The organism is Faecalibacterium sp. An58 (genome assembly GCF_002161515.1).
GTDB lineage: Bacteria > Bacillota > Clostridia > Oscillospirales > Ruminococcaceae > Faecalibacterium > Faecalibacterium avium.
The window spans coordinates 1-13,596 of record NZ_NFHX01000042.1 but is presented as its reverse complement, the minus strand read 5'-3'; the positions used below and the strand labels follow the sequence as shown (position 1 = coordinate 13,596).

General features: G+C 55.0%; 12 protein-coding genes. All 12 read right to left on the bottom strand.

The features are described from left to right. On the bottom strand, nt 1-1,736 hold a 1,736-nt coding region (locus B5G12_RS13520), incomplete at its 3' end, for a DNA topoisomerase 3 (protein WP_522731449.1). Nucleotides 1,737-1,832: 96 nt separating this feature from the next. After that, nucleotides 1,833-2,807, bottom strand: a complete 975-nt coding sequence (locus B5G12_RS13515; RefSeq protein WP_087325402.1) for a helix-turn-helix domain-containing protein — start codon at nt 2,805-2,807, stop codon at nt 1,833-1,835. A gap of 263 nt (nt 2,808-3,070) precedes the next feature. Continuing rightward, nucleotides 3,071-3,793: a DUF4366 domain-containing protein gene (locus B5G12_RS13510; protein WP_242956054.1), complete on the bottom strand. Its 723-nt coding sequence runs from the start codon at nt 3,791-3,793 to the stop codon at nt 3,071-3,073. Continuing rightward, on the bottom strand, nt 3,790-4,047 hold the full coding sequence (locus B5G12_RS13505) for a DUF4315 family protein (RefSeq protein ID WP_087325401.1): 258 nt from the start codon (nt 4,045-4,047) through the stop codon (nt 3,790-3,792). Before B5G12_RS13505 ends, B5G12_RS13510 begins: the two co-directional genes overlap by 4 nt. Nucleotides 4,048-4,061: 14 nt before the next feature. Continuing rightward, nucleotides 4,062-5,786, bottom strand: a complete 1,725-nt coding sequence (locus B5G12_RS13500) for a C40 family peptidase (RefSeq protein WP_087325400.1) — start codon at nt 5,784-5,786, stop codon at nt 4,062-4,064. Next, nucleotides 5,783-8,128 carry a VirB4-like conjugal transfer ATPase, CD1110 family gene (locus B5G12_RS13495; RefSeq protein WP_522731450.1) on the bottom strand — a complete coding sequence of 782 codons (2,346 nt, stop codon included), beginning with the start codon at nt 8,126-8,128 and terminating at the stop codon, nt 5,783-5,785. Before B5G12_RS13495 ends, B5G12_RS13500 begins: the two co-directional genes overlap by 4 nt. Nucleotides 8,129-8,159: 31 nt before the next feature. Next, complete coding sequence (locus B5G12_RS13490) at nt 8,160-8,552, bottom strand: PrgI family protein (RefSeq protein ID WP_087325398.1); 393 nt, start codon at nt 8,550-8,552, stop codon at nt 8,160-8,162. A 30-nt stretch (nt 8,553-8,582) separates the two neighbouring features. Further along, nucleotides 8,583-8,885, bottom strand: coding sequence for a hypothetical protein (locus B5G12_RS13485; protein ID WP_087325397.1), 303 nt, complete (start codon nt 8,883-8,885; stop codon nt 8,583-8,585). A 75-nt stretch (nt 8,886-8,960) separates the two neighbouring features. After that, nucleotides 8,961-10,793 carry a reverse transcriptase/maturase family protein gene (locus B5G12_RS13480; RefSeq protein WP_087325396.1) on the bottom strand — a complete coding sequence of 611 codons (1,833 nt, stop codon included), beginning with the start codon at nt 10,791-10,793 and terminating at the stop codon, nt 8,961-8,963. A gap of 575 nt (nt 10,794-11,368) precedes the next feature. Further along, complete coding sequence (locus B5G12_RS13475) at nt 11,369-12,037, bottom strand: VirB6/TrbL-like conjugal transfer protein, CD1112 family (protein ID WP_087325395.1); 669 nt, start codon at nt 12,035-12,037, stop codon at nt 11,369-11,371. Between the two features lie 263 nt (nt 12,038-12,300). Next, nucleotides 12,301-12,516, bottom strand: a complete 216-nt coding sequence (locus tag B5G12_RS13470) for a Maff2 family mobile element protein (RefSeq protein ID WP_087231647.1) — start codon at nt 12,514-12,516, stop codon at nt 12,301-12,303. A 165-nt stretch (nt 12,517-12,681) separates the two neighbouring features. Further along, nucleotides 12,682-13,596: VirD4-like conjugal transfer protein, CD1115 family (locus B5G12_RS13465; protein WP_144064171.1), on the bottom strand; the 915-nt coding region annotated here is incomplete at its 5' end.

Here is a 13,596-nt window from a genome sequence, read left to right as displayed (position 1 = left end):
ACAAGCGTTTTCATCATAGATTCGATTTCCTCCATAAACTGTTCGGGCACATACTGGCCCTTCTCGATTTGTGTGAGCTTCGTTTCCCATTCAGCGGTCATAGCCGGAGATTTGAGCTGCTCGGGCATCGCGGCGATGAGGGTGCGGCCTTTCTCGGAGGGAATAAGGTGCTTTGCCTTGCCGCCGCCCTCCCGGGCAAGAAAACCTTTCTGTACCAGCTTCTCGATGGTGGCCGCCCGGGTGGCGGGTGTCCCGATGCCCCGACGCTCGGCTTCTTCCGGTATGCTGTCCGCGCCGGCGGATTCCATCGCGGCCAACAAAGTATCCTCGGTGAAGTGCTTGGGCGGGGACGTTTTGCCCTCTTTCAGCTCGGCGTCCAGGATGGGCAGAGTTTCTTGGCCCTGCACCTCGGGCAAAATCCCCAGTTTTTCCTTGTCTTTTTTAGTGGTATCGCCAAGAATGGCCCGCTCCACAGCCTTCCAGCCTTCATCCAAAACCGTCCTGCCTTTAGCCGTGAAGGTCTGCCCGGCACACTCGAATTGTACCGTAGTTTCGGCATAGCGGTAGGGTTCACCCACAGCGGACAGCAGTCGGGCGGCGATCAGACGCAGGATACTGGCCTCACCCACGGGCAAAGAAGAAAGGTCAGCCCCGGCCACGCTCTGTGTTGGCAGAATGGCGTGGTGGTCGCTGACCTTTTGGTTGTGGATGACTTGCTTTCCGTGGACCGGAACCGCACCCCGAAAACCAAACGCTGCCGCCGTGTCCATGACCAGGCCGGGCAAACCCGCCGCCATGTCCTCGGTGAGGTAGCGACTGTCGGTGCGGGGATAGGTGACGAGCTTTTTCTCGTAGAGTGCCTGGGTGTAGTCAAGTGTCTGCTGGGCCGAATAGCCCAGCAGCCGGTTGGCATCCCGCTGGAGGGTGGTCAGGTCATAGAGGGCCGGTGGGCGCTCGGATCTCTCTCTGCGCTCGCTCTTTTGCACAACGGTCTGGCTGCTTTTCCTGCATTCTGCCAGTAACTCCTCCGCCTGGGACTTGTCTTTGAATCGTTCGCTGGACGCCATGCAATCCTCCATCTTGAGCATTACCATATAAAAAGGTTCGGGGTGGAAAGCCTCAATGGCCGCTTCTCGCTCCACTGTCATGGCCAGGGTAGGAGTCATGACCCGGCCCACGTTGAGGGTGACGCCGTGCAGGCATGAAAAAAGCCGGGTCGCGTTGATGCCGACCAACCAGTCGGCGCGTTCCCGGCAAAGGGCTGCTTTGTACAGCGAATCGTATTCAGTTGAGGGCTTGAGATTTTCAAACCCTGCTCGGATGGCGGCGTCCTCCATACTGCTGATCCAGAGTCGGGAGACCGGCTTGCGGCACCCGCACTGGTGATAGACCAGGCGGAAGATCAGCTCGCCCTCCCGCCCGGCGTCGGTGGCGCAGACGATGCGGTCCACATCCGCCCGGTGCATGAGCTTGCACAAAATGTCAAACTGCTTTTGGGTGGAACTGCTCACAAGATACTGCCACCTCTCGGGCAGGATGGGCAGGTCGGCGCGGTCCCAGCGCTCCAAGCGCGGGTCATACGCCCCGGGCGGGGCCAGCTCCACCAGATGACCAACACACCAGCTGACAAGATATTCTCCTCCTTCCAGATACCCGTCATGGCGTTTGGTGATGCCCAGGGCCTTGGCGATGGCCTGGGAGGTCGATGGCTTTTCGGTTACGATCAGGTTAGGCAAAATAAGTTCTCCTTTCCATTCAGAAACAAAAACAGCCCTGCACCATGGAGTGCAAGGCTGCTATGTAAATCGTATTTTGGTATATTCTTCTATTTGCTACTTGTTGGTCAGCATCTTTTTGAGTCCTAGTAAGGCACAAAACAGCAGTGCAGCAACCGGCCATAAAATCCAGGTCTTTTCCCAGTTGTTCGTATAAAGACTAACGCCAATATAGATTGCCAACACAAGGAACCAATAAAAGACCGTAAATGGTTCATTTCTTTTTTCCTCGGCCTTGTTTTCTCTTGTATAATCTCCTTCTTCAAGCAGCTTTTGATAACTTTCCCAAACACATTGGGTTCTGACAATCAATCGTACACCAATTGCTACAAGTACAAGCAGTAAGGCAACGGAGCAGCTGACGAACCATTCTCCGCCAAGAGCAATAGCGCCCATCAAAGGCAGTACACTGAGGATACAGAGAACGATTCCCGTCAAAAGCTCCTTTTTATAGATGGGCGCATACATTTCTTTCTTACTCTCTGCAATGCCAGCAACACCATATTCCGTTTTGATAGGTTCCTTTTCCAGATATTCATACGGAGTCAGCGCCATACCGCTTGACAAAATCAGAGTGACTGCTGCTGCAACCATCAACAGCAGAATTACAATTCCGAGAGAAGCCGCTGCACTTTCTTCCAGGGGGATTCGCTGCTGAGAAGATGCAATCGGCAGCAGAATGACAGGTATGGCAGACAAAATACAAAGTGCGATGCCAATCGATATTTTTAGTGAAGTTTTTTCTACCAATGCAAGATAAGCTCCCGCCTCTTCCAGAGAAATTTCCCGTACAGACAGAGGCTCTCTTTCATCGACACAAGCTGTTTCCTGAGATGCATCTTCTTTTAACAGATAATCCGTACTGACACCAAACAACTCACTCAGCTTCATAATTTTGTCAATGTCGGGCATAGAGGACATGGATTCCCACTTGGACACCGCCTGTCTGGATACCTCCAGCCGAACCGCCAGTTCCTCCTGTGACCATCCCTGTGCTTTTCTTAGCTGAATAATCTTTTCGGCTAAAATCATAATGAATCCACTCCTTTCGTTTGGTATCTCCAGTTTATCAATTTTAACAGTTGCACACCACCAAGTCCCCCTGGAAATCTGTCAACTGGCAGTTGCAACTACTGTTTTCGAGTATTTTCTCAGATTACATCCAAATTTTTATGCTGAAGTATAACCTTCTGCTTTATTTCAGTTTATCATATTCCCATGTTATTTGTCACTCATAACATTTGGGCACTATGTAAGACAGCCCAAAGGCTGTCTCTGATTAAACCATAATGTTATCAATCCTCCTCGTAGCCGTCAGAAGTCTGGTATGCCTTCCGTTCAGCTTCCTCGTCCTGCGCCGCATCCGGTTCGGGTTCACCGTCGGGGAGAATGATTTCTTCTTCATCTTCCCGGTAATCGGCGTCAGGATCAGGCTTGTTTTCCTCGGCCTCCCGCTTCTTCTGCTGCAGCTTCATCCAGAAGTAGCCTCCACCGCCGGCGATGCCTGCCAGCACCAACAGAACCAGCACGAATTTACCGGCTCCGCCTTCCTCTTTTTCCGGTTCAGGTTCAGGTTCGGGCATGGGTTCAGGTTCCGGGGCGGGAGCCGGTTCCGGCTCCGGTTCGGGGATGTCCTCCTCGTCCATCAGGACCAGCAGGTCGGCCTCGTCCACCATATTGAGGAAGTGTGCCGTCTGGTCGCCGTCGGCGGCCCGGTCGATGATGAGGTAAAAATAGGCACCCGACTTGCTCACCAGGGTGATGAACTGCTGGGCCGTCCCGTCCGAAAAGGTGGTCTGGTAATCGTCCACCACCGTCAGGTTGCCCTCGGGGGTCAGGGGGCCAGCGTCCTGTTCCACCACAGTGACAGGTTCTTCCTCCGTCTCAAAAATAGACGGAGCTTTGACGTTCTCGCCGGTTTCTCCGCCGCTGTACGCAAAAGCGGGCGTGGCCATGCAGCCCATCAGGCAGGTCAGCGACATGGCTATACAGGTCAGTTTATTCAGAAATTTTCTCACGCGAGTCCTCCTTCTTCGATTTCGGCCCCAACGGCCGCCAGCGCAGCGGGATTCGGGGTGGTGTGGACGTTCTGCTGCAGCAGGGCGGCCAGCTGCTCCGGGGTCAGGTTTGCCACCCGCACCATCTCGGCCACCTCTACTTTCTCTGCCTCCGCGATGCGCCGTTCCAGCAGCTCGATGCGGTTGTTCAGCTGGATGCGGCGCTCCCTGGCCCGTGCCAGGTCGACCCGCAGCTTGTCCAGTTTTTCGCTCATTGTGCACCTTCCTTTCACTTGGGAATCCTGCCAAAACCCAGCAGGTGTTTGTCCCAATAACTTGAGTGGATGTTCGAGTATTTGATGGGGTCACCCGCCGAAATCATCATACCATCACCCACGTAAATGCCCACATGGCTCGCGCCGGGGGTGTCGTAGGTGCCCTCAAAGAACACCAAGTCGCCCGGCTTTGCCTCGTGCTCCGACACTTTGGCTGCCTGCTGCCACAGACCGTTGGCGGTGGTGCGGCCTACATCCCAGCCGGATTGATTCAGCACCCAGCAGACATACCCGGAGCAATCAAAGCCTGTCTCTGGCGACGAGCCGCCCCAGACATAGGGGGTGCCGAGATACTTCTCGGCTTCCTCCAGCATGGCCGCAAACTCCGGGTCGCTGATCGCTTCTGCCGGCACCTCGTAGTCGATGCCCACCTCGCCGGAGCCGTCCGAACCATACCCCACCGACACCCCGCCGAACAGCTCGGGGCGGTTGCCCTGAGTCTCCTGCAAAATGTCATAGCGGTCCAGATCGTCACCGGATAACATCCCGCGGGCCACGCTGTCGATCCCGAAATTCAGCAGGGTGATGTTCAAGATCCGCCACTCATACTGCACCTCCACCTCATAGGTGTAGGTGTCGCCGGTGGTGAGGTCGGTGCCGGTGCGGGTCTCGGTCCGGGTGCGTATCTCGATGGTCTCGGTCAAGATGATCTCATACTGGGCATCAAAAATAGACTGCATGGTGCCCTGCACCTCGCCGCGGGTGTAGGCTTCGTGGATGGCCGTCAGCACTGCGGCCAACTCGTGCGGGTCATGGGTGATGGGGGCCAAATCCCAGGTATACTCGTCGTAGTCCGGGTAGCTGGAGGGGATGGCCGCGATCTCGGCCCGCAGGGCTTCTTCCAGGGCCTGGTAGTCGGCCTCCGCGCCCAGAATGTCCTCGTCCTCGGCGGTGTAGGAAGTGGTCCAGACCGTGCCCATCCCGCCCGGGAAGAACACCGAGCAGGACGTGATAAAGCAAAAGATCACCAGGATCAGCAGCACCAGCACGCCGCCCATCAGGAGCATGTGAGCGTGGGTGGAAGCGAACTGCGCCGCTTTGGCTGCGGCGGCTTTGACCTTCCGGGTGGCGGCGCTGCGAGCAGTGTTGGCCGCGCCGCCGCTCATCTTGCTTCCGGTTTTTCTGGCGTAATAGCTGGCCTTGATCTGCTGGCGCTGCTTCCAGCGGGAGATGGGATTGGATGTGGGCTGCGCGGCTTGCTGCTTGCGCCGCAGCGCTTGGATGTTGGCCTTATCGGCGGCTTTGTCCAGCTTTTCGGCCTTTTTATAGGCTTTCAGTTTCTTGCTGTACTTGCCGTCTTTCAGCTTTTTAGCCGTGCCCTCAGCCAGGCGTTCCCCCTCGTGGGCGGCCTGCACGCCGGCGTTTTCATCCTGGTTCTGCTTGTCGATCTGGCGGTGTGCTTCGCCGCCCAACAGCGCCTCCGCACCTGGCTTGCGTCGCTTGGGCTTGACAATTTCCTCCCCAAATTCCGCCTTGCCGAAGCGGAGCTGGGCGCTCCGCTCTTTGGCCTTGTCGGTGTCCATCTTGAGGCCCCGCTTGGGCGGGGCGCGGGTGGAAAGTTTTGCCTTGGCTTTCTCGGCCCGGTCGACAGCGCGGGTTGCCTTTTTGGCCGCGCGGCGGACGTTCGGGTTTGCCAGTTCTTCCTCGGTGAAGGTCAGGCGGGTGGTTTTCCGCTTCATCCGGCATCACCTGCGCCGTCGGAAAATTTGGTGGTCATGATGCGGTACAACTCGGTGTCCTGCGGGAAGCGGTCCACGAAGGGCAGGATGACGTTGCCATAAAACAACAGCCCCTCGCCTTCGCCCGAGTGGGTCACATAGGACAGCTGGTGGGGCGAAATGTTGAGCTGTTTGGCGAGAATCTGCCGGTCGCCGGCAGCCTGGTTCAGCATGAGGATGAAGTCGGAATTCTCGAAAATATTCGACACCTCGTGGGAAGCCAGCAGGTCTTTAACGTTCTGGGTGATCCCGGTGGGCGCGCCGCCCCACTTGCGGAAACGCTTCCAGATCTCCACCGAATAGGCCGCGGTCTGTTCCTCCCGCAGGAGAAGGTGGAACTCGTCACAGTAGAACCGTGTGGTTTTTCCGCCGTAGCGGTTAGCCGTGACGCGTCCCCACACCTGGTCCTGGACTACAAGCATTCCCAGCTTTTTGAGCTGTTTGCCCAATTCTCGGATGTCGTAGCAGACAAAGCGGTTGTCGATGTCCACGTTGGTGCGGTGGTTGAACAGGTTCAGGCTGCCCTTGACATAGATTTCCAGGGCCGTGGCGACATGGTGAGCCTCCTTTTCCTCCTGCTCCAAAAGGGCCTTGTAGAGGTCCTCCAGCAGCGGCATTTTCTCGGGCCGCGGGTCCTGAAAGTACGCCTGGTAGATTTGATGCACGCACCGGTCGATGACGGTTTTCTCGACGGGAAGCAGTCCCTCCTTGCCGCCCACAACCAGCTCGCAGAGGGAGAGGATGAAATCCGATTTCAAAGCGATGGGATTATCCTCCTCCGAATAGTTGGCGTTGATGTCCATAGGGTTGATAAATTGGGTGCTGGTAGGCGAGATTTTAACAACCTGACCGTGCAGCCGCTCCACCAGGGCCGCGTACTCTGCCTCGGGATCGCACACGATGATATCATCGTCTGTGGAGAGGAAAGCGTTTGTAATTTCGCGCTTTGCTGCGAAAGATTTCCCGCTGCCAGGCGTGCCCAAAATCAGGCCGTTGGGGTTTTTGAGCCGCTTGCGGTCCACCATGATGAGGTTGTTGGAGAGGGCGTTGAGGCCGTAGTAGAGTGCGCCGGGCCCCGCCTGGAACAGCTCCTGTGTCGTAAATGGAATAAAGATGGCGGTGGAACTGGTGGTCAGCGCCCGCTCGGTTTCCACTAGGTTGTGGGCCAGGGGCAGGCTGGACATGAGGCCCTGCTCCTGCTGCCAGTCCAGGCGGATGAGCTGGCAGTTGTGCTTCTGGGCGATGCTGGCCGCCTGAAAGACGTTGGTCTCCAGTTCCTGGGGTGTGCGCCCGGTGTTGAACACCAGAAAGGTCAGCAGGAACATCCGCTCGTTCTGGCTCTGCAGCTCCTTCAAAAGGTTCTTGGCGTCCCGGCCATAGGTCGCCAAATCCGACGGTAAGATGTCGATATCATAGCCCGCACGGACAGCTTTCTTCTGCTCCTCGATCGTGTTGCGGTCCAGCTCGGTGATGGTGCGCTTGACCGTCTTGATGGCCTTGTTCTGATCCACCGAGTGGATGTGCATGGTCACGATCTGGCTGGATTCCATTCCCAGAAAGTCTTTCAGCAGTTGGTCGCTGAGGTCGGACGCCGTGATGGACAAAAAGCTCATGGCCCCGTGCAGGCCGCCCACCTGGCAGGTGCGGGTGTTGAAGGCAAAAGCACTCGGCGCGATAAAGTCCTTGGCGGAAAGGCCCGACCTGGGCAGGTCCTTCCAGTCGAAACGGAACTTGCTTTCGCCGTCCATGTGGAACAGATCGTGCATGAGGCGCAGCCGTTCCCAGCCGTTCAGGACGCGGGCGGCCGCGCCAAGGCGGCGGAAGTTGTTGAGGATATCGTTCTGCAAATGGTCCAGCCGGGGCTTTGCCTGCCGCATGGACGCCGCCTCGATACCGAAGGTCAGGTATTTCGTCTTGGTCAGCCCGTTGTTGCCCTGGGCCAGCTGGGTTTTCAGCATCTGACTGTACTCGGCCCGGATGTCGTCGAAACCATCCTTTTGAGGCGGGATGCGGATGCTGCGCTCGAAACTCTCAGCATCGGCGGCCATGTTGACGAAGGAAAACTCGAAATGCACCGAGCTGTCAAAGAAGTTGAGAAAGCTGCACCACTCCTCGAAAATGGCGGTCTTGTCCTCCTGCAGGGCCAGCTGGTAGTTGATGTCCTGAAACTGGATGGTGCGGGTGTAGTAGCCGTCCCGCACCCGGCAAGTACCGTCGGCAAACATCCGCTCAAAGGGGATGGTCTGCTGGGCGGTGCGGGGGATGCCGTCATCGCAGCGGGCCGTTTTTACGATGCGGTCGATCTTCTTGCGCTCGGACTTATTGAGCAAGGGCTTATCTGCGGGCTTGTCTTTCGGTCGCTTTTTGAACAATGCGCGTCACCTCCTCCTGGGCGTCTGCCTGCCGCATCAGGGCGGCATAGTAGTTGTTGGTGCGGTAGGGCCGGACTTTCGGCCGGACAAACCGGGCCTGATAGAACTGCCGGGCCACCACCTCGGGCGGCTGGCCGTTGCGCTCGTACATCCCAAAAAAGAAGAACGGGAGCATGACCGCGATCATGGCGAGGGCCGCGAGGCTCAGGTTGCCGCTGCCTCGGACAAAAAAGTAGACCGGCACACCGATCAGTGCGCCGGTCCCGAAGCAGACGATCTGCCGTTTGGTCAGGCCGAACAGAATCTTGGATTTGACCCGCGTCAGGTCCCGCGGGACAGAGATATAGGCTGCCATTTTTCCTCCTTTTATAATAGGTGCAGGGTGCTAATGGGCGTTGAGGATGCTGCGGGCGAGAGTGCCGGTCTTGAGCAGTGTGAAGCAGAGCAGGACGGTGTACCCAATGACGCCCCAAATAGAGGCGATGGGGTCGGATGCAAACGACACGCCCTGGATGAGCACCGCGTAAATGCCCACGCAGATCATGATGAGGAACCCCTGCAACCCCAAAGCCAGCAAGCTGCGCAAGTAGTTCTGGCCGATCTGGCTTTGTTCCTTGCTGCCGAAGGTGGAGAACGGGATGGGGGCCAAACTTACGGCGAGTAGGGTAAGAACCCGGCGCCTTGCCATATTGCTATGGTAGGTTTCCGAGAACTCCCCTCCGAACCGGACTTACACCTCTCAGCGTATCCGGCTCTCCAGATGTCAGTCTAATTTTCCAGCGTGTAATTTGTCGTGGCAGTTAACGCAAAGCGCCATGGTCTTGCGCTTGCGCCCGATCATGGCAATTTCCCATTGTTTCCTGCCTTTCAAATCCTTGAGTTTTCGAATATGGTGCATTTCCAGCGGCATATTCTCCGCACCACACCACTCGCATTTGTTGGCTTTCAGCCTTTTTATGAGGCTGTTGCTTCCATAGTTCTCAACGGCTCTTGCCACTATATCAGGATTTTCCTTGCCTACTTTGGTGTCGCGGCGGAATCCCTTATTGTAGAACAGTGTCTGCCCGACCTTGCCATTTTTCTGCAAATACTCCACGGCAAAATCTTTTCCTTTACGGTATTTTCGAATGATTCTGCTGATTCGTGTCCGATATTTTCCAGCAAAGGTTTTGAGCATACTGTATCTCATTACATAGTAGAAGTTATTGAGTACAGACACGTTGTTTGCAAGTCGGTAGTAGTTATACAATCCACGAATTTCTGCGTTGTACTGGTTTAAGATTTCCAAATCGTCCAAGTGCAACAGGCGAGTGCGCCGGACAGGTTCCCAAACCTCTTTGTTTCCATTTTGTTTGTCGTATTTAATCTTGAGGGCATTGTAGGAGAACAGTCGTTTTACCCACTTATCATGGGGAACATAGAGCAAGACTTTTCCATTGTTTACCCGTCTGGTAGCCCCGGTTTTGGTCTTTTTGTTGTATTCGCCTTTGGCGATTGTGACCTCATATCCCAAGAACTTCGCAAAGTCATGTCCATGAGTAATCAATGTCTTTTCCCTGGACATTTCCAGATGAAGTTTCTCCCGGATAAAGCAGCCTACATCTTGTTTAATCTGTTCTGCGTCCCCTTTGCTGCCGATAACTCCAATTAAGAAATCATCGGCATATCGGATATAGCAAATCCGTTTATAGCTATCGTCCATCTGGTCACTATACGGCATAGATTTCAGACTACGCCGCAGTTCCCGGATTTCTGCAATTAGACCTTCTTTTTCTTCCTCGCTCATTTTAGAGAGATTTCTTTTAAGCCTTTGTTCTTTCCCCCGGCAGACATCCAGCTTCTTCTTGAACGCAGGATTGATTTTACGGCGGTTTCCGCAGTTGAATTTCTCTGCATACTCTGCCATATAACTGTCCAGTTCGTTCATGTAGATGTTTGCAAGGATAGGGCTGATGATGGAGCCTTGCGGAGTACCGGAATAAGTATTGTGATATTTCCAATCCTCCATATATCCGGCTTTCAAGAACTTCCAGAGCAGACCGATGAAATGTTCGTCTGCAATCCGCTTTCGCAAAATAGCAATCAACACATGATGGTCTACGTTGTCAAAACAGCCCTTTATATCTCCCTCAACGAACCACTTTGTCCCCGTAAAATATTTCTGCACGTATTTGAGTGCCGTATGACAGCTTCTGTTTATACGGAAACCGTGGGAATAGTTGCTAAAGGTTGGCTCATAAATGCTCTCTAAGATGAGCCGCACCACCTCCTGTATCAGTTTATCGTCGAATGACGGTATCCCCAGAGGACGCATTTTCCCATTGGATTTCGGGATATACGTTCTCCTTGCCGGGTTAGGCTGATAACGAAAATCCCGCATCTTTTCAATGAGGGCGTTTATCCTTGCCATTCCCATTCCGTCAATGGTTTTGCCGTCTGTTCCGGCTGTCATGTTGCCTGGTTTCGCCTGTATCCGCTGATATGCCAGCAGATAGAATTGTGGATTGTACAGGTTGCGGTATAACCGCTCGTACTTGTAACTCTTGTTACACGCCTTGGATTTTAGGCTTTCCAACACATTTTCAGGACTTCTCATAATGCCTCACGCACCTTTCCTTTTTATGGGTTGGTTGACATCCTGCCTCCCTTCGCCATGTAGACAGCTTTCCCGCCCTCGGACTACTACGGAGGCTCCGTTGCCATGCCGGATATTCAGCGTCATCTTTCTTGGGTTTTTACTCCTTGAAATTTCTCACCTTGCGGTATTACGCATAGCCGGATAGTTCCGGCGTTCCGGTTTAGGCAATCTCCAGTTAGACATTTTGGGAAAAGCGTATTGTGATGTCGGTAGTGGGTTTTCGTCCTTTTCCGCTTACTGCGGCTGGCTGTCATAAGTATCGTGCGGTCTGTGTTTACCTGTCACATTCCGCTATGACATACGGCGAATATAACCATCCTGCGCCGCCGGGTCGAGTATCCCGCCTCGGACTGCCCTTAAAGCAGTTTAGCCTTGCTCCTCATTCACAATGTTGCGTCTTGCCGCTCAGTCGTGGGTAGATGGTTTTCCCAACTTGCGATTTTTCCGATACGCTATTGTCCCCCTTGTAGTTTCCCTCCGGGGTAAATCGGATGACGCTAAAGTGACGCTTTTCACGTCTTTGATACTTTTCTTTACCGGCTTGCTAAAGCCGGGTTCCCAAAATGCCCGCACACCGCCTTTGAATGAAAAGCGGCGCTTCTGGACGCGCGATAGATTTCCACCATACGGCCATACACGATGACGAAAATCGCTATACCGAGTATTTTCATGGTAAAACCGATGAGGAAGGATTGCAGGTAGAGGGCCAGCAGCTCGCCCAGTTCCAGAGTCATGAGGGAGGTTTGCAGGGTGAGCAGGGTGGTGTCATCCACCGCCGTGTTGCCCGCGATGATGCCGCTGGACTCAGCCACCACCGTTTGGGCCAGGTCAAAGACGGCCATGGTGATGTCGAAGGTATTGGAGATGAGGGTGACGGCCACGAAGGTCTTGAACACCCAGCGGAAGAAGGTCCAAGTCTCGAAGTTGGCCAGATTGTTGTGGTCGATGACCATCTGGATCAGCTCGTAGCAGGCCACGATGGTCAGGAAGATGCCCGCGATCGGCAAGATTGCCGACTCGGACACCCCCTGGACCATCTCAAAGACCCGGGGCGAAAACTCGGCGGGGGTCAGGCTGACCTGCTCGCCGATCTCGCCCACCTGCTCGTTGACCGAATCAAACATCCCGGACAAGTTGCCCATGACCCCGCCGACCAGTATCTCCTTGAGCCACTCGGTGATTTTCTGGAGTACCTTGTCCACGGGCCGCCCTCCTTAGCCCATCAGCGGAAAGCGGGACAAAAGGCTCATGAGGGACGCGAGAAACTGAAAGAGCGCGGTTGCAATCGAAAAGATTTCCATGTTTGTGTCCTCCTGAAATTGTGCTTGTATGGGTTGGTTTTTGGATGAATGCCGCCTTACCCAGCACGCCGCGGGCGAAATTTTGAAGCCCTGTACTGTGGGCGGCAGTTCCCGCTTGGGGCGCTGGGTGGGAGCATGTTAGAGGGTTACGCTATCCAGCTGGCTCAGCCAAACAGCCCGCTCAGCAGGGGCACGAGGGTGGTGCCGATGAGGGCGACACCGCCGCCGGCCATGAGCTGCTTCATGCCCTGGCTTTTCGAGCCGGGGTTGTCCGAGCCATACCCTTCCAGCAGGTTGACGCCGCCCCACACGCCGAGGCCGGCGCCCAGAGCAACCACGAGGGTCTGCAGGACTTCGATTGCGCTATTGAAAAATTCCATGGTGATCTCCTCCTTACAATAAAGAGCTTGTGGCCGGTCGGATACACACCTGAAATCGTTGATTTTGATAAGCTGCCAACCGCAGCGAAGGCTGATTTGCCGGTGTATCCTGGGGCCTGGGGTAAATAAAAATGGCCCTCTTTGGAAGGGCCAACGGTTCAAAAATTATACGTTATCTGCATCCACCACATCGTACACATCCGACGGTTTGAGTCTGAGCCTATGGTCAAGAAACTTCTCAATGTCAAAGAGGTTCTTCTTGTCGTAATCTCCGGTCAGCTTGTAATTGGGGTGTTGGGTCAGGTCATACTTGTTGGACAGAAAAGGCCTCACGCCCCGCAGCTGCAGGATGCACTTGCCGCCGTCCATAACGGCCAGCTCATCCCGGCTCATGAGTTCGTGACCGGTCTTTTGGTACGAGGTGCCAAAGGACGGGCTGTTGCCGCGGGTGTCCGAAGTGTTGTAGAGGTCGATGGTTTCACGGCCCAGAGTCGCCGACAGCTCCTTGAGAGTGGTATTTTCCGAGCCGCCCAGAAAGACTTGACTGTCCATGTTCCCGATAATGGTGTCGGCGTTGTCCTTATACAGCGCCTTGAGCTGGCTCTGCGCCTGCAAAACCAGGCAGGCCGAAATCTCCCGGCTGCGGATGGTAGCTACCAGCTTTTCGAGGTTCGGGATCTGCCCGATGTTGGCGCACTCGTCGATGAGGCATCGCACATGGACGGGCAGTCGCCCGCCGTACACATCGTCGGCCTTCTCGCAGAGCAGGTTGAACAACTGGGTGTAGACCATCGAAATCAGGAAGTTAAACGTGGAATCTGTGTCACTCATGATGAGGAACAGCGCTGTTTTTCGGTCGCCCAGGGTGTCCAATTCCAGTTCATCGTAGGCGGTAATTTCCCGCAGTTCCGCGATGTCGAAGGGGGCCAATCTAGCACCGCAGGAAATCAAAATCGACTTCGCGGTCTTGCCCGCCGCCAGCTTGTAAAGACGATATTGCCGCACCGCAAAGTGGTCGGGCTTCTCTTTTGCCAAGTCCTCGAACATCAGGTCTACCGGGTTTTGAAACTCCTCGTCATC